This is a genomic window from bacterium, assembly GCA_022616075.1.
Lineage (GTDB): Bacteria > Acidobacteriota > HRBIN11 > JAKEFK01 > JAKEFK01 > JAKEFK01.
In genome coordinates this window covers 1-22978 of sequence record JAKEFK010000021.1, presented here as the reverse complement: position 1 = coordinate 22978, position 22978 = coordinate 1, and the positions used below count along the sequence as shown (strand labels likewise).

The 22978-nt window shown below is 49.7% G+C and carries 23 protein-coding genes; 10 read left to right on the top strand and 13 right to left on the bottom strand.

The window, feature by feature from the left end; all coding sequences use genetic code 11:
• Positions 1 to 160 precede the first annotated feature (160 nt).
• Both L0156_01790 and L0156_01785 read right to left on the bottom strand, forming a co-directional pair.
• Positions 161 to 1048, bottom strand: coding sequence for a M28 family peptidase (locus L0156_01790; protein MCI0601726.1), 888 nt, complete (start codon positions 1046 to 1048; stop codon positions 161 to 163).
• Complete coding sequence (locus L0156_01785) at positions 1045 to 1473, bottom strand: hypothetical protein (GenBank protein ID MCI0601725.1); 429 nt, start codon at positions 1471 to 1473, stop codon at positions 1045 to 1047. The genes L0156_01790 and L0156_01785 overlap by 4 nt, the downstream gene beginning before the upstream one ends.
• Before the next feature lie 34 nt (positions 1474 to 1507).
• On the opposite strand from L0156_01785, the gene L0156_01780 reads away from it, so the two are divergent.
• Genes L0156_01780 through L0156_01765 form a run of 4 tightly spaced genes read left to right on the top strand, consistent with a single transcriptional unit; the run spans position 1508 to position 4857 of the window.
• Complete coding sequence (locus L0156_01780) at positions 1508 to 2260, top strand: ATP-binding cassette domain-containing protein (protein MCI0601724.1); 753 nt, start codon at positions 1508 to 1510, stop codon at positions 2258 to 2260.
• Positions 2257 to 2892 carry an ABC transporter permease gene (locus L0156_01775; GenBank protein MCI0601723.1) on the top strand — a complete coding sequence of 212 codons (636 nt, stop codon included), beginning with the start codon at positions 2257 to 2259 and terminating at the stop codon, positions 2890 to 2892. The genes L0156_01780 and L0156_01775 overlap by 4 nt, the downstream gene beginning before the upstream one ends.
• Positions 2889 to 3773, top strand: a complete 885-nt coding sequence (locus L0156_01770) for an ABC transporter substrate-binding protein (protein MCI0601722.1) — start codon at positions 2889 to 2891, stop codon at positions 3771 to 3773. Before L0156_01775 ends, L0156_01770 begins: the two co-directional genes overlap by 4 nt.
• Complete coding sequence (locus tag L0156_01765) at positions 3754 to 4857, top strand: Rieske 2Fe-2S domain-containing protein (GenBank protein MCI0601721.1); 1104 nt, start codon at positions 3754 to 3756, stop codon at positions 4855 to 4857. Before L0156_01770 ends, L0156_01765 begins: the two co-directional genes overlap by 20 nt.
• 76 nt (positions 4858 to 4933) lie before the next feature.
• Here L0156_01765 and L0156_01760 read toward each other — a convergent pair whose 3' ends face one another.
• Both L0156_01760 and L0156_01755 read right to left on the bottom strand, forming a co-directional pair.
• Complete coding sequence (locus L0156_01760; protein MCI0601720.1) at positions 4934 to 5392, bottom strand: DinB family protein; 459 nt, start codon at positions 5390 to 5392, stop codon at positions 4934 to 4936.
• Positions 5389 to 6843 (bottom strand): amidohydrolase, encoded by a 1455-nt coding sequence (locus tag L0156_01755; protein MCI0601719.1) that lies wholly within the window; start codon positions 6841 to 6843, stop codon positions 5389 to 5391. The genes L0156_01760 and L0156_01755 overlap by 4 nt, the downstream gene beginning before the upstream one ends.
• Positions 6844 to 6922: 79 nt before the next feature.
• Here L0156_01755 and L0156_01750 point away from each other — a divergent pair, with 79 nt between their 5' ends.
• From L0156_01750 to L0156_01735, 4 genes are all read left to right on the top strand, one after another.
• A complete protein-coding gene (locus L0156_01750; GenBank protein MCI0601718.1) occupies positions 6923 to 7696 on the top strand; it encodes a DUF1326 domain-containing protein in 774 nt (257 codons plus the stop codon).
• A 91-nt stretch (positions 7697 to 7787) separates the two neighbouring features.
• Positions 7788 to 7982: a hypothetical protein gene (locus L0156_01745; GenBank protein ID MCI0601717.1), complete on the top strand. Its 195-nt coding sequence runs from the start codon at positions 7788 to 7790 to the stop codon at positions 7980 to 7982.
• A 235-nt stretch (positions 7983 to 8217) separates the two neighbouring features.
• A complete protein-coding gene (locus L0156_01740; GenBank protein MCI0601716.1) occupies positions 8218 to 8415 on the top strand; it encodes a hypothetical protein in 198 nt (65 codons plus the stop codon).
• Between the two features lie 125 nt (positions 8416 to 8540).
• Positions 8541 to 9557, top strand: a complete 1017-nt coding sequence (locus tag L0156_01735; protein MCI0601715.1) for a hypothetical protein — start codon at positions 8541 to 8543, stop codon at positions 9555 to 9557.
• A gap of 47 nt (positions 9558 to 9604) precedes the next feature.
• On the opposite strand, the gene L0156_01730 is transcribed toward L0156_01735, so the two are convergent.
• From L0156_01730 to L0156_01715, 4 genes are all read right to left on the bottom strand, one after another.
• Positions 9605 to 10972, bottom strand: coding sequence for an NAD-dependent succinate-semialdehyde dehydrogenase (locus tag L0156_01730; GenBank protein MCI0601714.1), 1368 nt, complete (start codon positions 10970 to 10972; stop codon positions 9605 to 9607).
• A gap of 44 nt (positions 10973 to 11016) precedes the next feature.
• On the bottom strand, positions 11017 to 13065 hold the full coding sequence (locus L0156_01725) for an aconitase family protein (protein ID MCI0601713.1): 2049 nt from the start codon (positions 13063 to 13065) through the stop codon (positions 11017 to 11019).
• Positions 13062 to 13451, bottom strand: a complete 390-nt coding sequence (gene folB / locus L0156_01720) for a dihydroneopterin aldolase (GenBank protein MCI0601712.1) — start codon at positions 13449 to 13451, stop codon at positions 13062 to 13064. The genes L0156_01725 and folB overlap by 4 nt, the downstream gene beginning before the upstream one ends.
• A 114-nt stretch (positions 13452 to 13565) precedes the next feature.
• Complete coding sequence (locus L0156_01715) at positions 13566 to 14102, bottom strand: hypothetical protein (protein ID MCI0601711.1); 537 nt, start codon at positions 14100 to 14102, stop codon at positions 13566 to 13568.
• A gap of 99 nt (positions 14103 to 14201) precedes the next feature.
• Between L0156_01715 and L0156_01710 the strand changes: the two genes are divergently transcribed.
• Together L0156_01710 and L0156_01705 are read left to right on the top strand one after the other, a co-directional pair.
• The gene (locus L0156_01710) at positions 14202 to 15125 is read left to right on the top strand and encodes a diacylglycerol kinase family lipid kinase (GenBank protein ID MCI0601710.1); all 924 of its coding nucleotides are present in this window, start codon (positions 14202 to 14204) and stop codon (positions 15123 to 15125) included.
• A gap of 92 nt (positions 15126 to 15217) precedes the next feature.
• Positions 15218 to 16879: a M20/M25/M40 family metallo-hydrolase gene (locus tag L0156_01705; GenBank protein ID MCI0601709.1), complete on the top strand. Its 1662-nt coding sequence runs from the start codon at positions 15218 to 15220 to the stop codon at positions 16877 to 16879.
• Positions 16880 to 16908: 29 nt separating this feature from the next.
• Here the strand turns inward: L0156_01705 and L0156_01700 are convergent, their stop codons facing one another.
• From L0156_01700 to L0156_01680, 5 genes are all read right to left on the bottom strand, one after another.
• A complete protein-coding gene (locus tag L0156_01700; protein ID MCI0601708.1) occupies positions 16909 to 17211 on the bottom strand; it encodes a hypothetical protein in 303 nt (100 codons plus the stop codon).
• A 58-nt stretch (positions 17212 to 17269) separates the two neighbouring features.
• A complete protein-coding gene (locus L0156_01695) occupies positions 17270 to 20554 on the bottom strand; it encodes a glycosyl hydrolase (GenBank protein ID MCI0601707.1) in 3285 nt (1094 codons plus the stop codon).
• Positions 20555 to 20680: 126 nt separating this feature from the next.
• The gene (gene ligD / locus L0156_01690; GenBank protein MCI0601706.1) at positions 20681 to 21670 is read right to left on the bottom strand and encodes a non-homologous end-joining DNA ligase; all 990 of its coding nucleotides are present in this window, start codon (positions 21668 to 21670) and stop codon (positions 20681 to 20683) included.
• A complete protein-coding gene (locus tag L0156_01685) occupies positions 21667 to 22587 on the bottom strand; it encodes a LysR substrate-binding domain-containing protein (GenBank protein ID MCI0601705.1) in 921 nt (306 codons plus the stop codon). The genes ligD and L0156_01685 overlap by 4 nt, the downstream gene beginning before the upstream one ends.
• A gap of 22 nt (positions 22588 to 22609) precedes the next feature.
• Positions 22610 to 22978, bottom strand: a 369-nt coding sequence (locus L0156_01680) for a Uma2 family endonuclease (GenBank protein MCI0601704.1), incomplete at its 5' end; no start/stop codon positions are given.

Here is a 22978-nt window from a genome sequence, read left to right as displayed (position 1 = left end):
TCATCACAAAGACGGGAAGTGTGGAGCAGGTTAAAACTCTGCGCGCAGATCACGTTGTGCTCGAAAGAGCTGCAATCGATGCGGTGCTTCAGTGGAAGTATCAACCGGCAACTCTGAATAATCGTCCGGTGAAAGTCTATTTCACCGTCACCGTGATATTTCATCTGAAGTGATCCAATTCTTCCAGAGCCATGATGATTGTTTGGACGGCGCCCACATAAAAATCGTGCGTCAGGCTGTCGAAATCATCTGTGTGTTTGTGATGATGCTCGTAGTCTTCGACTCCGAAATAAATGAAAGGAATGCCGCGGCGATGAAACGCGTAGTGGTCTGAATCTTTTGTCCAGTCTTCAACATTTTTCACGTCCGGTCTGTCGTGGCCGAATAAAAGTTTCACATCGGATTTTGCAGCCACGTTTTCCAGGTATGGCTTTAAGTGAGGATAATGATGAGTTCCCGCCGCATAAAGGATGTTGTTTTTATCCCGTCCGATCATGTCCATATTTATGTTCATCACGAGGTTTTGCTTGTCCAGAGCTTTCGCCAGTTCTTCACCGCCTGCCCCTGATCGTTCTTCCGCATCCAGCGCGGCGACAATCAACGTATTTCTGGGAGGATGTTTGTTGAAATGCGCACCTATCGCGAACAATGCAGCAACGCCGGAAGCGTTATCATCTGCGCCGTTATAGATCTGCTCTTTTCGCACTCCCAGATGATCGTAGTGCGCGGTTAAAACGATCATGCTTTCAGAAGTGCCTGGAATGAGGCCAACGATGTTCACGCCTTTATGCTGAAGGTCCTCTTTCCCAAATTGGAATGTGAAAGATTGCTCATATGAGTTGCGGAAGGGCCGTATCCCCGCCTGCGTGAATCTTTCCACGATGTACGCCCGCGCTTTTGCGCCGCCCGGTGAGTCCACTTTTCTGCCTTGCATATCATCCGCAGAAAGGATCTGCACATCCCGAAGCAGCTGGCCTCGATCGATTACCGGAGTGTCGCCGGCAACTTGAAGAGTAAGCAATAGCATCGCGAGTGAGACGACCTTCATAGCTTAAGAAGTGAAGCTGTTTTCACGATGCCTTCTGCTTCCGAAGCTTCCTCCATGGAGGGCATGTCCGTGCAGAGAAAAGTTGCAAGGACAAAATCCCGGCCATTGGTAAGAGTCCAGATTTGGATTCGCGCAAGCTCCGCGGATTTGCCGATCACGCACCCGAATTTACCGACATGACAATCATCGCGATACCGTTCGATCACTTCTGCTTCTTGAAGATTTGCAACGTGTTCCGACAATTGAATCAGATCGTTATACGTTGGATCCGGTTCCGGACCCGATTCGTACAACGCTTGAATGGACATCTGAAGCACTCCGGCCGCATCATCGCTGGAACGAATGTAAGTTGGCGGACCATCGGGATTTTCCTGAGAGATGTCCTGCCAGTTTTCGGGTAATTGCACTTTGAGTTGTGCTTTCATCTTAGAGTGAGCCAAGAGGCCAAGTATATAATGAATGACAATGCCTGCGATCCGCTTTGAAAACGTCTCTTATCGTGCAGGGACAAGCACACTGGTCGATCGTCTTTCCTTAGAGATTGCGGAAGGAGAGACCGTCGTTCTGCTGGGTAGGAGCGGTTCCGGTAAAACGACAACGTTAAAACTCATCAATCATTTGCTGATTCCCAGCGAAGGAACGGTGTCTGTTAATGAAAAGAGCACTCTGCTATGGGATCCGATTTTGTTGCGCAGACGGATCGGGTATGTGATTCAGGAAGTCGGATTGTTTCCGCACTTCACAGTATTTGAAAACATTGGATTGGTTCCGCGCCTTGAAAACTGGAAAACTGAAAAAACGGCAAGCAGGGTGCCGGAGGTGATGCAGCTTGTCGGGCTTGATCCTGATAAGTTTTCGTTGCGGTTTCCGCGCCAACTGTCCGGTGGCCAGAGACAACGTGTGGGCGTTGCGCGCGCTCTTTGCGCGGATCCTCCCATTCTGTTGTTGGATGAACCTTTCGGCGCGCTGGATCCGATTACACGCGCTGAAGTTCAAGTTGAGTTTCAGGAACTGCAAAAACGCTTACGCAAAACCATGGTGTTTGTAACGCATGACGTTGCCGAAGCTCTACTGTTTGGAGACCGGATTGGATTGATGGAAGAAGGTCGTCTCATTATTTTTGGAACGAAAGATGAATTTTTGGGTTCTCAGGATCCTGTAATCAAAACTTTTTTGGCACCCCTGCGCAACTCGGTCCAGTTAATGCAATGAACTTCATTGATTTCGTTTTAAACAACTACGGACAAATTCTAAATCTTTCGTTCCAACATCTGTACCTGGCAGTCGTTTCCACGCTGATCGCCGCACTGATCGGCATTCCCGCAGGTGTTCTATTGACTCGCAAACCTGCGTTGTCGCCAACGATTCTGGGAATTGCCAATGTTCTCCAGACGGTTCCCAGTCTTGCTTTGCTTGGGTTCATGTTATCGATACCATTTCTTGGAGGAATTGGCGCGGGCGCCGCGATTACTGCGCTTGTCTTATATGCGTTGTTGCCCGTGATTCGCAACACCTATACCGGGATCGCGAGCGTTGATCCTGCTGTGCGAGAGGCGGGAAGAGGAATGGGAATGACGGATCGCCAACTGCTTTTAATGGTCGAGATGCCGCTCGCAAGTGGAGTCATTTTTGCGGGCTTGCGCATTGCGATGGTTGTATCGATCGGAGTGGCAACAGTTGCAGCCGCAATTGGCGCGGGCGGTCTGGGAGAATTTATTTTTCGTGGACTTTCCACCGTTAACAATACGTTGATTCTAGCCGGCGCTGTTCCGGCCGCGCTGTTGGCAATAGCTGTTGATTTTGGTCTAGGTAAAATCGAGAAACGCTGGAGTAAAAATTTGTGAAATATTTATCCGTAATTCTCGCCTTCGTACTCTTCTCTTGCAGTAAGCAGGATGAACTTGTTGTCGCTTCCAAGAATTTCAGTGAACAGGTCATTCTGGGTGAACTGTTGTCGCAGCACATTGAGCAGACGTTGAAGGTTCCGGTTGAACGCAAATTGAATTTGGGCGGGACATTCATCTGTCACAACGCACTCATCGCCGGGCAGATCGATGTTTACGTCGAGTACACGGGAACTGCATATACAGCCATTTTGAAAAGAGAACCGAAAAATAATCCGAAAGAAGTTCTTGCAGAAACAAAAGCTGCTTATCGTGATAGGGGGATTAGCGCCGAGTGGACATCTCCGCTTGGTTTCAACAACACATTTGCCATGATCATTCGTGGTGAGGATGCGCGCAGATTGGGGATTAAAACGATTTCTGAAAGCGCAAAATATACGCCGCAATGGAAAGCTGGTTTTGGATACGAATTCATGGAACGGAAAGATGGTTTTCCCGGACTTTCTGACAGGTATGGTTTAAAGTTTGCCGAAACGCCAAAAATCATGGATTTAACCTTAACTTACAAAGCGGTTGCTGAAAAACAAGTGGATTTCATCGCGGGAAATTCGACGGACGGCTTAATTGCGAAATTGGATCTGTTTGTGCTGGAAGATGATAGATATTATTTTCCTCCTTATCAGGCAGCGCCCGTTGTAAGAATAGACACTCTAAAAAGATTTCCAGGCTTGCGGGAAGCTCTCAATCAACTCGGAGGAAAAATTACCGAAAAGGAAATGAGACAGATGAACTACGCCGTGGACGTTGAACACCGCGATGTGAAACAGGTAGTTGCGGATTTCTTGAAGAGGAGGTTTCCCGTTGGATCTGAAGGATTATAAAGTAACCAACGATTTATCGCGCGCAACTACAATCCCGCGGCGATGGTATGCTGATCCGCAATTCTTACAGGAAGAGCGTAGAAAAATTTTCTGGAAAACATGGCAGCCCGCCGGACATATCAACGAAGTCTCGAGACCGGGTGATTATCTGGCTTTCGAAGTGCAGGGGGAACCGGTGGTGATCACGCGCTCACAAGACGGTAAACTGCAAGCATTTTCGAATGTTTGCCGGCACCGCGCGCATCCGGTGGCTTCCGGCAAAGGGAATCGCAAAAGTCTTCAGTGCCCTTATCACGGCTGGACCTATTCGCTGAACGGCGAGTTGTTGGCTGCTCCGGAGTTTGAAGGAGTGCAGGATTGGAATCAGTCAGAAGTGTGTTTGCCGCATCTTCCCGTGGAAACATGGGGTCCGTATGTTTTCGTGAATCTCGGCGGGGAAGCGCCATCCTTTACGGAAATTCTGGGGAAGATTCCAGTGGAGGTGCAGCGCGAAGGTTTTCCAGTGGATCGGATGCAGTTTATCGAGCGAAGAGATTATATCGTTCCCTGTAACTGGAAAGTTTACATCGATAATTATCTTGAGGGTTATCACATTCCGATGGCTCATCCCGGTTTGTTCAGAGAAATTGATTATGCACAGTACAGAGTCGATACTTTTCGCTATTACGCGTCCTCGCATGCTCCGATACGTCCTGCAAAGGAAGGGGAGATGCTTGGTCGTGACCGCAGATATGTGCGAACGGAAACGGAATCCAGGGCGTTGTACTACTGGATCTTTCCGAACTTCATGATCAATATTTATCCCGACAATCTGCAAGCGAATATCATTTTACCGGTCGATGTGGACAAGACTCTCACGATTTTCGAATGGTTTTTTCTTGGTCCTGGGACAGGGGAAGGCTGGGAGTCGTTGCAGCAATCGATTGGTTTCAGCGATCAGATACAGCAGGAAGACATCGAGCTATGCACGCAAGTCCAGCGAGGTCTGCAATCGGAAAGTTACCAGCAAGGCCGTTTGTCCGTGAAACGCGAAAACGGCGTCCACCATTTCCACCGTTTACTGCACGAATTCCTGAGCGCTTAACGCAGAGGCGCAGAGTCGCAGAGACACAGAGAAAAATATTTATTTCTTTTTATTCTCTGCGTCCCTGCGTTAAAAATTAAGCTCGTTTGAGCAACGAGATCTGGCCTGCATGAAACAGATTATGCTGAATGACTCCATGAATCATGAAGTAGAGACTATATTGTTTCCCGGGAACTTCCTTTTCATCCAGATCCTGATCGCTCAGGCGTGAAATTTCGGCAACCAGTTTTTGGTAACCTTCTTCCAGTTTCTGCAATGAATTTTGCCAGCCCTCGTCATCTTTGGAAGCGATCGGCGGCCAATCCTGTTCGGGTGTGGCTTCGAAGGGGTCGCCTTCCAACCGCTTGCATACATAATGCTGCCACGCGGCAACATGAAGAGTGATTTCCCAGATGCTGTGAGCCGCCGGGACAGGATGTGCCAGCGCCTTTTCAGCATTTACGTTCGCCAGCACTTCGCGCACAGAGGGTCCGTGCCATGCTTCTCCTTCGAACGAACGTTTTAATTGATCTAAAATGCGCTTCACTTCTTTCATTTTGCATCCTCCGGAACCGGCGGTGGACCATCAGGAACGTATCCTTTATAAGTTGTGCCCTTTGTTTGTTCGGCGAATTCTTTCCGCACTTTTTCCCTTTGTGTAGGATCCAGGTAAAAATCCACCGCGGTTGCAGCGAGAGCTTTTGCTGCGTAAACCAGTCCTTTGTGTCCGATGGACATCCCGCCACAGGCAACAACGGGCCATGCGTGCCAGGGAGCTTCGGCGGGCGCTGTGGTAACGGAAAGATGAACCGTCGGTGTGATCCAGCTGACATCGCCAACATCTGTGGAACCGCCTTGTGGATCGCGAGGTTGATCGTTGAATGCTTTGACATCTGAAGTTAAACCCTTTTCAGGAACTCCCGTTGCTTTTTGAATCGCGCGAGCAAATTGTTGCTCTTCTTCGGTGAATTTTAGCGGTCCGAGCCATTGCAAATTATTGAATAAAGTTTTCTGGCCTGTGAAATTCACGAGCATTTCATAGGATCCGCTTTGAACCGTGAATTTTGATTCGACACCAGCGGCTAGCGCCGCTCCTTCAGCGATTTTACGCACACGTTCTAGCAGGGGTTCGACGCCTGTCCGCGTCGAATCGCGAACCCAGCACCAGAGCCTGCTGTATTCCGGAATTACGTTTGGCACGTCACCGCCTTTCTGGATGACATAATGCATGCGCACCGTTGGTTTGACGTGTTCCCGCATGAGATTGAGTGCGTGCGTAAAAATTTCAAGAGCATCGAGCGCGCTGCGTCCGTTCCATGGATCGAAAGCTGCGTGCGAAGCTTTGCCTTTGAATTCAACTGCAAAATCTACAATCGCCTGACTGCTATCGGTATCACTCGCCGTTTCGGTCGATGGATGCCACGCCAGACAAATATCCAGATCCTGAAACATGCCGTCGCGCGCCATGTAGGCTTTTCCGCCGATTGCTTCTTCGGCAGGCGTTCCGTAATACCTGACCGTTCCTTTGAGCTTGCCTGCCTCGATCAACTCTTTGATGGCAATTGCGGCTCCAAGACTTGCCGCGCCGAAAAGATTGTGTCCGCATCCGTGCCCGGCGGCCCCCGCTTCCAGTGGCTCTTTTTGGGATGATGCTTTTTGCGAAATCCCGGGCAGGGCATCGAACTCTCCCAGGATACCGATAATTGGCTTGCCTTCGCCAAATGTTGCAACAAACGCTGTTGGCATTCCTGCAATACCTCTTTCGACTTTGAATCCTTCCTGTTCGGCGTAATCCGCAAGGACTTTCGAGGATTTCGTTTCACGCAGAGCGGTTTCCGCAAAACGCCAGATCTGATCGCTCATTTCAATCAAATCCTTCTGATGGGCTTCTACGGAAGCAACAGCAATCTGCTTCTCCTTTGCGAATGGAACCTTTGCATCTGAGAATACATACAAAGGAAAAAATAGAATCGCTAAAATCCAGGCTCGTTTGATAGAAGTTGTCATAACTCTCCCTTTAATGTCGCATTTGGTTCGAAAAAACAAGATTTCTATTATATCCTTGAGACAGAGAAAGGAGGTCGCTATGAATCTATATTGCAAGTTTGTTCTGTTGATATTTGTCTCGGTCGTTGTCGCTTTTGCCGCTGTTTCGTTGATGGCGGAAGAGAAACCAGCCGAATCAAAGAAAGTGTATTGGAAAATAGCAGGGCAGTTGGAAGAAGCCTGCAAGTGTAACGCGGCTTGTCCGTGCTGGTTTGGTTCAAAGCCGACCCATATGAATTGTGGTGGCCAACTGGTGTATTTCATTACCAAGGGCAAGTACGGAGATGCGTCGCTGGATGGTCTTGCTTTTGCCCGGACGGGACAAAGTCCGGATGGCCAGGCAATGATGGATGCGTTTGGAAACTGGGTATTTGACTACTCCTATATTGATGAAAAGGCGAATGCCGAGCAACGAAAAGCGCTGGAAGAAATCTCCTGGATGATTATGTCGAAGGCATCCGCCAACGTGAAGGTTCTGTACGTTCCGATTACGCGTAAAATCGATGGCAACGTTCACCAAATCACTATCGGAGAGGTCGGAACATTCTCCGCGCATTTAATGGAAGGCGGACTTGGTGGGACTCCGAAGATCAGTAACGCACCCGGAGCGGACCCAATTCGCGCGGAATTCCAGCAAGGAACAACCGATGCGTTCAAGTACACCGATGCATCGCAGAACTGGAATAGTCAGGGCTCCAATTACATGTTCACAAACTTTGAGGTGGACAGCGAGCAATATGAAAAGTTCAACTCTATGATGATGCAGAAGATGGAGGAGATGAAAAAGAAAAAGGGAACAGAGCATCACCACTAGATTGACCATTCGCCAGCCACGTGACCGAGCTCGTGTAACAAGGGGGATAATTTCCATATCTAATGAACTAATGAAATAGCGGAATTATGGAATGATGCTTTCGGATCGGTCCCTTGACGAACTGCAGTCCGAATTGCTGCGAGCTGCAAAGAATGATGATGCTGGAGCAATGGCAGAGTCTCTCCTTGCATATGCGAAAAAGATGTCAGAGATTAAGCTGCTGCCAAAATTCAACGGGAGTACGATCGACTTCAAGCCCTATTGGGTGTTGCTCGCTGTCAATTGAAGGCCGGCGACGCTGCATCTGCTTCTGTGAATATCATGGAAGCGGAAAGATCCATCAAGAATCTTCAATATGAAGAGCACCGGATTCATGGGCTTCGGCTAATCGCGGTGATGCAAGCATAAGCGGGACAAATGGAAGCTTCCAGGAAAACGTTTCTGCAAGCTGCCGAAGCGGCAGTGAAGTCCGGTTCGGCCGAGGCGTTGAAACAAAGGCGATTCAGACATCTGAGAAAATCATGATTGACCGGAGTATCCATCTTCCCGAAATTGCAGCCGCACTGGCCGTGGCAAACGATAAGGAGAATCTCAAAAAGTTGCTGGCTCCCTGTGCCTCAGATCCAAATGCCGCGATCAAGATGTGCTCCGTTCTCGCGCAACTTTATCCTGAACAATCCACACGAATGGCTGAAACAATCATGCACAATGAACAATAAGGTTCAGCATCTCGAGACTTGAAAGTCTGAACTCGTGCTAAATCCGCTTTTTTTGTAACGCTGGCCTCCGGCCCAAACCTTGCCGGCAGGATGCCGGCGTTACAAACTATATCCTTGAGACTTTTATGAAACGCTTTGTAGTTTTGCTTTGTTTTCTTTTCAGCTGCTCAAGCCTTTCTTATGCTCAAGACACGTCGGTTCTGGAACTGAGGTCCATCGAAAGATTAATTGCGAGCACAGAAAAGCTTACAAGGAACAAATCGATCAAAGCGCCACTGAAAAAAGTGCGGAAGCAAATGAATCAGGTTCGGGATTTATGGCAGGCCGGAGCAGTAACAAATTCACTGGGATTACTGCTTCAAATCCGGAGCACCCTTTATAAGTATGGAGCTTCCGAATCACAAACGTTTCAGCAGAACTTGCGTTCGGCGATGAAGCGTTTGTGGCCGTTCCTTTTGAAGTCGGGCCGTTTCCGAAGCGACACGCATACATCGCAGGGGATCACTCTTGTAAGACTCATTGTGCCTGAGGGTACATTTGTGATGAGTTTTCCTGCAAGCGCCAAACCGGGAGAGACGGTGTCCGGCAGAATTCAGGCAACGCCTGCATCGAGTGCCAGTCTCTATCTGCTTACCGCGGTTGGATCGCCGGTGGTCCCGGATGGAGCGCTGCAGAAATGGAATTTGCCGCAGCAGTTTGAGCTTATATTGAACGACCCGTGGGGAAATGAGATCGTTCGCGCTAAACATCAAATACAGGTTCCTGCTAATGTATTAGTGGAAACGGGCGATGGTGTTAGCTCCGAGCTGCAGAGGGAGAAGCAACCGAGGGAGGCTCAACCGAACATCGAAATTCCGTATTTGCGTTTTCAAATCAGCTCTCGCGCAAAGGCGGGAGGCCCGATCGTTGTGGAAGGGCCTTTTGATGGCGATTTCTCGACAACTCGCGTAGGGCTTGGTCAATATCAGGGCTACGTGCTGGCGGAATCTCCGGGAAGGCTCATTCTTGCAACACACTCGAAAATGACTGGAGATTGGACAATTCTCATCATTGAAAACGACATTTGGGTTCGCTGCCGCGTGAAACTGCAAACAGAAGAAGTGGATCCGTTTGCAACGCTCGCAACCTGTACGCCACCGTAGGGGCGACCCTTGTGGTCGCCCTTTAAGGGCAGGCACAAGGCCTGCCCCTACTTAATGTACACTGTTTTTATATTCACAAACTCGCGGATGCCGAAATGTGAGAGCTCGCGTCCGTAGCCGGATTCTTTGATGCCGCCAAAGGGGAGCCGCGGATCCGATTTGACAAACGCATTCACAAAACAACAACCGGCTTCGATTTTCTCCGCAGCGATCCGTTCGCCGCGAGCAATGTCCTGAGTAAAAACTGCAGCGCCCAGACCAAACGGGGAATCGTTTGCGATCCGGATGGCATCCTCTTCATCTTTTGCAGAAATGATGGCAGCCACCGGACCAAATAATTCTTCATCGTGCGCGGGCATTCCTTTTTTCACATCTGTTAGCACGGTCGGCGGATAGTAAGCGCCTTTCCCATCGGGAAGTTGAGCGCCCAGCAAAACGCGCGCGCCCATTTCAATGCTTTGTTGCACCTGTTTGTGCAGATCATTACGAAGATCCTCTTTCGCCTGTGGACCCAGATCCAGGCCCGGCTCCATTGGGTCGCCCATCCGTTTCGCTCTCATCTTTTGAACAAACATCTCCTCAAATTTTTTGCGGAGACTTTCAACAACGATAAATCGTTTGGCCGCAATACAACTTTGTCCTGCGTTGATCAACCTTGAGGTAACGCATGTGTCGACCGTTGATTCCAGGTTTGCGTCTTCCAGGATGATGTAAGGATCGCTACCGCCCAATTCCAAAACAGTTTTTTTCAACAAAGATCCGGATTTTTCAGCGACTGATTTTCCGGCCGGTGTGCTGCCGGTAAGCGTGACAGCTTTTACGTGTGGATGTTCAATCACGGCGGAAACCCTCGAACCCGCAACAAGCAATGCGCGGAACAGATCCGGCGGAAATCCTGCATCACGAAATATCTGTTCGATCTGCAGAGCGCATCCTGAAACATTCGAAGCATGTTTTAGAAGTCCGGAATTTCCCGCCATTAGCGCGGGAGCGGCAAATCGAAATACTTGCCAGAAAGGAAAATTCCAGGGCATGATCGCAAGCACCACTCCAAGTGGCTGAAAAGCGACGAAACTTTTAGATGCATCAGTCTGAACAATTTCAGGCGTGAGAAACCTTTCCGCATGATCTGCATAGTAATCGCAGACCCATGAGCATTTCTCCACTTCCGCGTGCCCCTGCGCGACCGTTTTTCCCATTTCGAGGGTCATCATTCTTGCGAATTCCTCTTTCTTGCTCTTCAGAATTTCACCTGCTTTCTTCATCAACGGAGCGCGATGAGAAAAGGGAGTCTGTTTCCATTCCGAAAATGTGCGATGAGAAGATTCGATGATTTCGTTGAACTGTTGTGGAGTCATTTCAGGATAACTGCGGATCAGTTCGCCGGTGGCTGGATTGATGGATTCGATAGGCATAAAACCTCCAAAATTACGCAGGCGGGACGCCCGCGCTACTCTGTTTAAACGCCGTAGAGTGCAGGGTCCCACGCTATTCGAAGTTCGCTCGGTGGGGCCATGTAGCCGAGCAGCGCGGATGCGGCAACAACGGCTGGACTCGCCAGAAACCCTTCACCGCCGACTCCCATTCTATTTTGCCAGTTGCGGTTGAAAGAAGTGATTGCGCGTTCGCCCTTTTTCAAGGCGTCTTCACCCTGTCCGAAGCAAGGACCGCACCAGGAATCCCGGATCAACCCTCCCACCGAGCGCAACACTTGCGCGATCGATTCTCCATCAAGACGCGGATCCGGATTTTCAATCGCTACTTTCACGCCGCGTGATCCTGGAAAAATTACAAAATCCCGGGCGGCCTGTTTGACTCCGGTTTTGCGCGCGGCAAACAGCACCAGCGCAGCCTGCAAAAGATCATCATAGCTGCCGTTGGTGCAGGAGCCGATGTAAGCCTTGTCAAACGGAATCTTTTCGCGCGCCACTTCTTCGGCAGGAAATGCGTTTCCTGGGCTATAAGGTTTTGCAATCATCGGAACTACATCTGATAGATCCAGGATTTCATTGATTTCATAATGCGCATTCTCACCCGGTTGGACGTGAGGATGGGGAAGCTCCAGCATACCTTTGGACCTGTACCACTCATAAGTAATTTCATCTGCCACGAAAATTCCATTTTGTGCTTCGGCTTCCGCCATCATGTTTGCAATCGTGTTTCGATACGCAACGGGCAATTGTTTTTCGGTGTCCACAAATTCCACCGACATTCCCTGTGATTGTTTTGTTCCCCATCGCTCCAGCAGTTTCAACACAATATCCTTTCCACTGACCCACGGCTGCAATCGTCCCGAGAAAACAACGCGTCGCGCTTTCGCTAGCGTGAAGTAAACGTAACCTGTAGACCAGCCAAAACCGAGAGTCGTAGAGCCAACTCCATAACCCACCGCGCCATACGCTCCATATGCGCGACTGTGCGAATCAGCGCCCGGAATGAATTGGCCTGGAACCACGAGCCCCTGTTCAGGAAAATAGAAATGAAAAATGCCATCGCCTGGCGTTGCATAGTACGGCTTCTTCATTTCATTCAATTCAGCAAACGCGCGCGATATGGAAGTCTGATTTTCGTCTTCTTGTTTGCCGGTAAAAACAAAATGATCGTTTGCTACCGCCGCCTGGCGCGGATAGATTCTGTTTCCGCCTGTGATCTGATTGAAAGTATGAATGGCAAAGGGCGCAGTTCCATCGGAGGCCGGAAGCAGGTCAGCATAAACTCGAAGAGTGGCGCCCGGTTGGACTTCCGCGCTCTTATCCACGCGATGTGCCCAGACAATTTGTTCCGTGGTCGTTAAGCCACGCGCGATGTGGGGATCCGGCCACTCTATGCGTGGCGCGGTGCGCGCGGATTCTGCGAACTCGCGACGCCCCATTACAAAAATTCCACCGGTGCGCCGGATCTCATCTTCTTTCGGAGTAAGCGGAACCGACTCATATTGTTTCTTTTGAGTTTCATTGATCAGTTTCCGGCTCGTCACATCAAACGCAAGATCGTCACCCTCTTGCGCATCTTCGACAGCTTCCGGACACTGCACAACTTCAAGACCCAGGTTGAACGCATTGCGCCGGAAAATATCGCCCATGTTGTGCCCGCAAACGATGACAAGTTCTTTGCCTACTTCTTCCGCAACAGCTTTGAGTCCCGCAGGACTCATTTCACGGGAGGATCCGATGCCGAATCGATCTCCTGCGATCAGAAATGTTTCGCCGCGATGAACTCTTTCGCGAAATTCCGGCATTAAATAACGGAACGCCCCCTCCTTCCACTTTTCATCCAGCTGATCGAGTGTTTCCGACACGCAGTATTTGGCGGGCGTGATTTGATCGGTATCAATCGCATCCAATTTCTTATCAGGCCGTTTGGGATCCCAGAAAATCAAAGCTTTCCCGCGAATCCAATGCGGCTGCACTCCCAGTGTCTCGCCAGCTTCGTCAATCGCAATCTGAGGGTGAGACGCGCGCGGTACTTCTTTTAAACGGGCCGGTTGCGGTGTTTGAATCAACTTCATTTTCCTTCTTCCCGGATAAATTCTTCCCTGTTGCGAACAAGCTCGACACCCACGTATTGAAACCGGGCCTCGATTGGAGGATTCATTTTCTTAACTCGCAAACGGATCCTGCGCGCGGTTGTGTTCCGGAAAATCTCTTCAAACAGGCGAAAGGCAAAAGATTCAAGAAGCTTGTATTGGACGGTCTGCGATAGGCTCTGCACGATGTCGATGACTTTGCTGTAATTGACAGTTAGATCGAGATCATCGGAACGTCCTGCAGCCGAAAGATCGTAATAGATCCAGAAATCCAGCTCGCAGTTCCGTTTGACTTCCTGTTCTTCCTTCTTGACTCCAAGCCGGACCGAACAATGTAGCCCTTTGATGATGATCTTATCTCTGTGCATTTCGTGTCACATCTTAGCACGATTTTAAATTTAAACGCCAAGGCGCGAAGTTCGCCAAGTTAAGCCAAGAAATCTTTAAATATATTCTTGGCGTCTTGGCGCCTTGGCGGTTATTTAATCAGATTTCTGGCCCACGAACTGATCTTTCTGCTCTTTAAAAAATATATTGAAAGTGGTCAGACTACCATAACATCGCGTTATGTACTGTTGAAACTGGATTTTTTCCGGCTCTGATAGTTTGTCGTTTGCATTGATCTGCTGTTCCAGCACCCGAAGCCGGTCTCGCAGCATAATAATTTTGTGGAAGAAGGCGTCGATGGGCACTTCCTTTTCTTGCAATCCGGGTTTTCCGGGACGCAGAATGAGCTTACCGCCAATCCATTTTTCGGCAATTTTCGATGAACCGAGTTCGAGCTCTTCCCGTAATACTGCTCTGATGAGCGCCGTCAGGTGATCTTCCTCGACCGTGACCGGTTCCGATGGCTCAGAAGCTTTTTCATCTGCCGGGGGCCGGTAATTGCGTGACGAGTTGCAGTAGAGACACGAGACACGGTCAATGGAACCGTCCGCATTCAAGGTTGTTATCGCAGAACGCCGATAGACCTTGCATTGCCCGCACCAGGCTTCTATTTCCATTCCAATCTCGTACATCAAACCCTCCCAATGCAAAGTAGCTCGGGCGTCTCGCCGGCGAGATTTGCGCAGACGGGACGTCCGCGCTACTTCGTATTAGAATAATCCGATCGATCCATGATGTCACATCTTCCCTACATCATAGTAAATCCGAAATCAGGGCGCGGTATGACGGAGCGCCGGTGGGCTTCTCACGCGGATGCGATCCGTACGCATTTCGGGCCGTTCGAGTGCGAATTCACGAAGGAACCCGGGCACGGGATGGAGCTTGCGGAGGAGCAGGCCAGAAAAGGGCGAGAGCTCATTGTTGCAGTGGGAGGTGATGGAACGGTTTCGGAAGTTGCCAACGGAATTCTCAAAGCAACATCAGGTACTGCACTGGGACTGTTGCCCGGTGGAAGCGGCGGTGATTTTCGTCGCACACTCAAAATACCTGCCGGTTTTGTGGAAGCGACCAAACATTTAAGGAATGCTCAAGACCATCTGATGGATGCGGGAAAGTTAGCGTACGTCGATCATCAGGGAAATGAGCGCACGCGATTTTTCGTGAATACCGCTTCGTTCGGGATGAGCGGCGCTGTTGCCAGCCGCGCGAATCGCTCCGGAAAATTGCTTGGAGGCACTCTCACTTATGCGACCGCAACGATGCGCACCATGATGAACTTTGAAACGCCTGAGATATCCTTGCAGGTGGATGATCAGACTCCGAAAAGAATCAAAATCATCATCGTGTGCGTTGCGAATGGCCCATCTTTTGGTGGCGGCATGCGCATCGCTCCGGACGCAAAACTAAATGATGGTCTTTTTGATGTGGTGATCGCGGGGGACATGCACGCAATGGAGTTACTGCTAAAATCTTACCGGCTCTATTCGGGAACTCATCTTTCGATGGAAAAGATGGCATTAATTCAAGGTCGAACGATTCGGGCCCTTCCGGTTCGCCAAACGGATAACATTCTTTTGGAAGTGGATGGTGAGACTCCGGGACGCCTTCCGGTCAGGATCGAGCTACTTCCCCAAGTCTTGCGGGTGCGGTGCTAATGGTTTGTGAATATTCATTGACTCCTCTCCCTTGATAAGGGGGAGAAACAATACCACGTTGCGTTTGCAGTGAAATCATTTTGGAGAAGGTAATGAAGAAAGCGATTTGCTGTCTGATGTTGGGACTGGCCGTGTTTGCTCAATCGGCTGAAGAAGTGGATTTATCCGTAGTGCATCAAATCAAGAAGGAATCTTTTCAAAACGGAAAGGTGATGGACCACATGTTTTCTTTGACGGACTTAAATGGTCCGCGATTGAGTGGTTCTCCGGAATACAAATCGGCGGCAGATTGGGCTGTAGGAAAGCTGAAGGAATGGGGTATTACCAGTGCCGGTTTAGAATCCTGGGGAAAATTCGGACGAGGCTGGTCGTTGAAAAAGTTTGAAGCTCATATCGTACAACCGTTTTACACACCGATTTCCGGTTTTCCACATGCATGGTCAGAAGGAACGGCCGGAAGAATCAAGGCCGAAGTGGTTTATGCGCCCGTATTTTTTCCATGGGAAGATGATATGCGGAGGGATCCATCGAAAGTCATTGAGCGGGTAAAACAATATGCGCAGAAAAACAAAGGCAAATTCCGTGGAAAGATCGTTCTGACTGACCCGCGCAGATCTCATGACCAACCCACCGCTTCTCCCAGCGAGAGATATGATGAAGAGGATCTTTCTTCAGTGAGTGAGCACGAGCAGCCGTATCCTTTTGATGCGATTCAATGGCCAATAACCAGTCTCCCGGAGGATCCAAAAGAGCGGGACCGCTTTATGGACAGCCTGCCGCTGGAAATCGAAGCGGATTTTTGGGAACAGCAACAGAAGGCCCTGGACACTCTAATCATATTCCTGCGCGAAGAGGGCGCTGTCGCAAATTTTACGATGAGCTCACGAGGAATCGGTGGGACTTTTTACGCAATCGAAGCGGGCTCTCACAAAGCAACGAGTCCTGCTTCGATCGCTTCCATTGCCGTTCAACGCGAACAATATGGACGCATCGTTCGACTGGTTGAGAAGAACATTCCGGTTGTGGTGGAGATGGAAATGAACGTCGATTTTCCACCGGAAGAGGTCGAAGGTTGGAACGTGATTGCGGAAATCCCCGGTGGCAGTAAAAAGCAAGAGGTTGTGATTCTGGGAGCGCATCTGGATTCCTGGCATTCCGGAACCGGAGCAACGGATAATGCCGCCGGCTGCGCAGTTGTGCTGGAGGCCATGCGCGTTCTCAAAACGCTCAACTTGAAAATGGACCGCACCGTCAGGATGGGTCTATGGGGTGGAGAAGAACAAGCTCTGTATGGTTCTCGCGGTTATGTGGCAAAACATTTTGCAGATCCGGTTACGATGAAACTGCATCCGGAACACGCAAAAATTTCCGGTTATTTTAATCTCGATAATGGAACCGGACGCATACGCGGGATTTATTTGCAGGGGAATGACATGACCCGGCCGATCTTCAAAGAATGGTTTGAACCGTTTGCCGATTTGAAAGCGGAAACAATCACGATTCGAAATACCAGCGGAACCGACCATCTTTCATTTGACGCTGTCGGTATTCCCGGTTTTCAGTTTATCCAGGATCCGCTTGAGTATGATGAACGTACACATCATTCCAATATTGATGTGTATGATCACATTGAACCGGCGGACTTGATGCAGGCTTCTGCAATCATGGCCACCTTTGTCTATAACACCTCTACGCGACCAGAATTGTTGCCGCGCAAACCGCTGCCGAAGCCGCTGCCACCAAAGAAGCAGTAGTCGCAGCCGGGACGGCCGCGCTACTTTATTTACCGGTCTTCGTCTTTCTTCTTTCCGCCCCCAACGTGCAACTGGAATTGTGCTTCTTCTTCCAGTTTCTTCTGCATCTTGTCGCGGGTGCGATCTGCCTCTTGTTCTCTTTCAGCTTTAATGGTATCCGTGAGCTGTTTCGTCTGCGCCTCTTCTAATGGAGTAAGTCCTTGAGGAGTCTCCGAAGGCGGCTCCGCATCATGTTCCTGAATTTTTTGAGCGCTTCCAGGTTGAATTTCTTCCGGCTTTCCCGAAGAATCTATCGGGGCACCCGCATGTGAAGCAGGACTATTAATACGCATCTCTTTTCTCCTTCCTGTATTTTCGTCAAACGCGTAACAAATGTTGCTTTCCTACATTCTACTCCTTCTTCCAATCGGGGATACGGCCTGGAGTCCACGGAGCCCCTGCCGCGTCTGCTTTACCCTGCAAGGTCTTGAAATCGGTGTCGATTGACTTCAACTGCTTCAGCAATTCTTCGAAATCAGCAGAGGCAACCTCATAACTCTGGCGCATTGTTCCTGTGGGAGCTGCAGATGTGGTCCAGTGCCCGCTTACGATGTTTTGCACCCGGTCCGAAAGGGAGGGCGGTATCGGCTCGTTCCTTTTCTGAAGAGTGGAATCGCCTGTGAGTTTCTTTTCAACATCCTGGACACGAACCATCAAGGCGCGCGCCTCATCCTGCCATTTCGGATCCGCTTCTGGAGTATCGTCCAGTGCCTTTTTCATCAAGTCGAGGTTTTGCTTCAATTGCTTCACAGATTCGACAGCGCCCTTAACAGCGCGTTGAAGGCGAGATGTTTTTGCAGCAAAATCCATAACCGCTTTCCGGTCTGAGACCGGCAGTGTCGCCGATCCGAGCGGCGTTGCCTGAAAACTCTGTGATGCTCCGACGGGAATCAATTTTCCATCTACGCGCTTTGCTAAACTCACTTTGTAAGTTCCGGGCAATGTGAGTGGTCCCTGCGTGACCGGACCAAATTGATCATCTTGCGGCGGAGTCAATGACGCTGGATTGGGCGCCGGAAAACGCAAATCCCAGGCAACACGCTGGTAGCCGGCTTTCACCGGTCCTGAAATCCTTCGTATTATGTTTCCTGCGTCGTCCGTAACCGTCAAAATGATTGCGGGAGCTTCTTCGCGATCTTCGGCTTGTAATTGATCCCATGCCGGAATCGAAATCTCCTTTCCGGACTTCAAGAGCGCTTTCTCTTTGTCCTGACGCGCTTTCTTCCTTGTCTTGATTTCTTCTTTTAAGTAATAAGTGAAGACGGCGCCGAAAGGTGGATTCGGAGCAAGGTAAAACGATTCGCCCATGAATCCCTTTTCTCTTAGTCCAAGAGGTTCTTCCGGAATGTACATCCAGGCCTGTTTTGTGGACAACAGCATCGTTTCCTGCTGCAAGGTGGATTCGCTGGTGCCTCTCAGAGGCGAGTAATCATCCAAGATGTAAAAACCACGACCAAAAGTTGCGAGAACCAGATCCTCTTCCCGTTTTTGAATCACGATATCGCGCACAGGAATGGGCGGTATGTTTCCTTTCAACTGAATCCACCGTTTGCCACCATCCGCTGTAAAAAAGATTCCAAATTCAGTGCCACAGAAAAGCAAATTCGGATCCTTGTGGTCCTCTGCTACGGCCCAAACAGATCCGCGTTCCGGCAAGTTTCCCGTGATGGAAGTCCAGGATTTTCCAAGATCAGTGCTCTTCATCACGTAGGGTTTAAAATCGCCCATTTTGTGATTATTAAAGCCCGCATAGAGAGTGTTTGCGTCATGCTGTGATGGTGTGAGGCGCGATATATAAGAATTATCCGGAACTCCGGGAAACTGATGGAGCTTGCGCCAATTCGATCCACCATCTTCACTGATCTGAACCAATCCATCATCCGTTCCCACAAAGAGAAGGCCTTGTTTCAAGGGAGACTCTGCAAGTGAAACAATATTTCCGTAGAACGAAGTGGATTGGTGCTTGGCCACCGAATCAATACTCCAGATCCGTCCCATGACTTTCAATTTGTTGCGATCAATCTGCTGTGTCAGATCCGGAGAAACTGCTTTCCAGTTGTCGCCGCGATCGTCGCTTCGGAAGAGGCGATTGGCCGCGAAGTAGAGCCGAGTGTGTGAGTGAGGGCTGATGATCAACGGGGAATCCCAGTTCCATCGCAATGCCGGTTCTCCACGTCCGGGTTGAGGCTGGATGTCAACTTTTTCTCCTGTCTTGCGATCGAATCGAACGAGTCCGCCGTACTGATACTCCGAATAAACGATATTCGGATCCTCCGGATCTACCGCGCACCAGAAACCATCCCCCCCTACCGTTACGAACCAATCTGAGTTCATGATGCCATTGATGGTGCGGTTGCGGGAGGGCCCGCCCAGAGTTTCGTTATCCTGGGTTCCGCCGTATACAAAGTAAAAAGGAGCCGAATTATCCACGGTCACGCGATAGAATTGCGTGATCGGAAGATTGCTTTTGTAATCCCAGTTGGCGCCGCGGTCCCAGCTTTCATAAATTCCACCATCGTTTCCGTTCAGCAGATGATCTGTGTTGTCCGGATTAATCCAGAGAGCATGGTTATCCACATGCTTGGATTTTTCGCCGACTCTTTGAAATGTTTTGCCGCCGTCTTCAGTCACCATCATGTAAGTGTCCATCGAATAGACTCGTTCTACATTTTTAGGATCGGCGAAGAGTTCGCTGTAATACATAGGGCCATTTGAAACGTAATCGCTTCGTTTTTCCCAGCTGCCGCCGGCATCGATCGAGCGATAGAACCCTTTTTCCTTGTCTCCGGTTTCGATCATGGCGTAAACAACATCGGGTTTGACAGGTGATATAGCGAGTCCGATCCGTCCCATTTCCTCTTTTGGCAAACCGGCTTCGAGCTTCTTCCATGTTTTGCCGCCATCCATCGATTTGTGGATAGCAGACTCCGGACCTCCATTGATCAATGTCCAGACATGGCGTCGTCTTTGATACGCGGCGGCGTAAAGGACGTCCGGATTGCGGGTATCGTACACTATATCCGTCACTCCTGTATTTTCCGAAATCTTGAGCACCTGGTCCCACGTTTTTCCGCGATCGGTGGATTTGTACAAACCGCGATCGCCACCAGCGGCCCAGAGCGGTCCCTGCGCGGCAACATAAATGATGCTGGAGTTCTCCGGATGAACGATGATTTTGGCGATGTGCTCCGATTTCTTCAACCCCATGTTCTCCCAGGTTTTTCCGCCATCAAGGGAGCGATAGACGCCATCACCATAGCCGACACTTCGCTGGCTGTTGTTTTCGCCGGTTCCCACCCAGACAACATTCGGGTCGTTTGGATCCAGCGTGATACAACCGATGGAGTAAGAGCTCTGGCCATCAAAAATGGGTGTCCATGTTGTGCCTGAGTTGATTGTTTTCCAGACACCGCCGGATGCAGCGGCCGCGTAATAGATGGCGGGATTCTTCGGATGAACCGCAAGATCCGAGATGCGTCCCGAAGTGACAGCCGGGCCGATTCCACGGAAAGAAAGTCCGGAGAACGTATCCGCTTTCATCAGCGACTTGTCCTCTTTCTTCTCATCCTTTTTCTCTTCTGCAACGGCAAAAAAAGACAAAGCAAACACAATAAAGATGGCTAACAGTTTTTTCATCGACACTTACTCCTTATGAGGTTTGTAAATTCAAACTTTAGAGTTTACACCGGGATGGTACGAGTTTGAACTATCCAGGTTTGAATTGGCCGGTTTTGCGACTTTAAAGGTCTATGCGATAAAATTTTACTCCCGGACTACTTCTTTCGGATTTTTATCATCCCTGAGCGCGACGAATTTCACGTGGCGCAAGTGATTGCTTGAAGTCCATTCGGTAAATTTTGCGCGAATCACAATTTTGGGTTTGAGCCAGGTATATTTCTCCATGTTTTCTGCGGTAAGACCTTCCCCCCAGCGCCCTACTTTTCCTTCCGGCAAATTTACAAAGGGACATTTCTGAGTTTCATATTTTGGGAACAGCAAGGAGAGTTGCTTTTTTGCATGATCTGCAAATCCGGCCCTGAGTTTCGCGGCGTAAAGCAGTTTTCCATTTTCATAATATCCGATCAATAACGCGTCAAAACCGCCATAAAGCCCGGAAGGTCTGTAGCCGCCCACAACAAATTCCTGTTCATTATCCAGTTTAAATTTCACCCAGGAGCCTGTCCGTTTGCCCGACTCATACAGCGATGTTTTCCTTTTTGCGACTACACCTTCAATTCCCAATTTTCTGACTTCCGTTACAAAACTGTCAGTCTCAGCTTCCAGATGAGCTGCATACCGAACGATCCGGTCTTTTGGCAAGATGGACTGCAGTATTTCTTTTCTCTGGAGCAAGGGGAGTTTTCGAAGATCTCGTCCGTGAAAATTCAAAAGGTCGAAAGCGTAATAGTAGATAGACCGGTCCGTGTCCCCACCGCCCAGATCCTGAAGCCGCTGAAAAGAGGGACGGCCCTGTTCATCCAGAACTACGATCTCTCCGTCAAGCAGGATTGCTTCGAATGGCAATTCAGTGAGTGCTCTGGCGAGCTCCGGATACCGCCGGTTCAAATTATTCCCATTCCGCGAAATGAGCTGAACATTTTTGCCGTTTTTCATACCGAGAGCGCGGTATCCATCGAGCTTCAGCTCGTAAACCCAGTCTTTTCCCGCAGGCAGCTCACCAACGAGTTTGCATTGCATCGGTTCCACGAATTTCGGCGAAGCTGAGGGCAAGTTCTGGGGCAGCTTTCTCATGCAGATTTTGTTTTTGCCGGCGCATGAGATCTCATGTATTCTGCGAGCACCGCGATGTCTGCACTACGTGGATATCGATCGCGGCACGCTAGCACAATTTCGCGGCCGATTTCTTCTTCAGCAAGCGGCCGGTATTCCAACAACCCTTTCATGTCAGAACCTGCTGCAAGCACTGGCATCAAAGTGTAACCAAGACCGGCGCCGACAAGATGCCGTAGTGTCTCAAGACTCGTTACATGAAATTGACGGATATTGCCCCTGCGGTTTCGGGGGCAAATCTCCAGAGTTTGGTCGCGCAAGCAATGCCCATCTTCCAGAAGAACCATGTCTTGAGCGCGCAGATCGCTCCGGCTCACTTTTGGTTTTTTTGCGAGAGGATGATCTTTGGGCACAGCAAGCAGGAATGGCTCGTAGAATAACGGAAATACGGTAAGCCCCGTTTCATTGAAGGTTCCGGCTGCAAGAATGGCATCAAGCTCGCCTGCTTTCAGTTCGGCGAGGAGATCGTCCGTAAGACCTTCCCGAAAAATCATCTGAAGCTCCGGAAATTTCTTCCTGAACTTCGGCAAAAAGTGGGGAACGTAATAGGGTCCGAGAGTCGCAATCGCGCCGAGACGCAATGTTCCGCGCATTTGCCCGATTTCGTTTTCATCAGCTGCGAGGGCCGCGATTTTCCCGGCTTCCTCCAACACGATCCGGGCTTGATCGATAACAGCTTTTCCGCGCTCTGTAATGGCCACACGCCTGTTTGTGCGTTCGAACACAGGAAACCCGAGACGCTCTTCCATCTTCTTGATCTGTGCGCTGAGCGCAGGCTGGCTGACGTTGCAGGCTTCGGATGCTCTTCCAAAATGCATGTAACGCGCGACTGCGGAGACGTACTCCAGGTCACGCAAAGTCATCCAGGAAATATTCATAAGCAGTAATCGCGGTTTGAAATTAGATAGTTGAAAAGATATGGCTCAAGGAAAGCGCCAGACCAGGAAATAGGGGGGTCGAAAGAGTATCCTGTTCAAAAAAAACTGCAACAAGGTCGTACCGGCCCTCGTTAAGAGTCAACACCTCAACGTGTTTTTCCTTCAAATCCACTAACCAATATTCCTGCACACCGAAGCGTGCGTAAAGCTCCTTTTTGATCAAACGATCCCTTTCAATTGAAGAAGGCGAAGTAATCTCAATTATCAAATCGGGCACACCCTGAATATTTTCGTGATGGACAATGCCTTTTCGTGTCCCTGAGATATACAGGAGATCCGGCAGGACAACATCATGCTCTGAAAGGACGACATCTAAAGGCGCGAAGAAAAT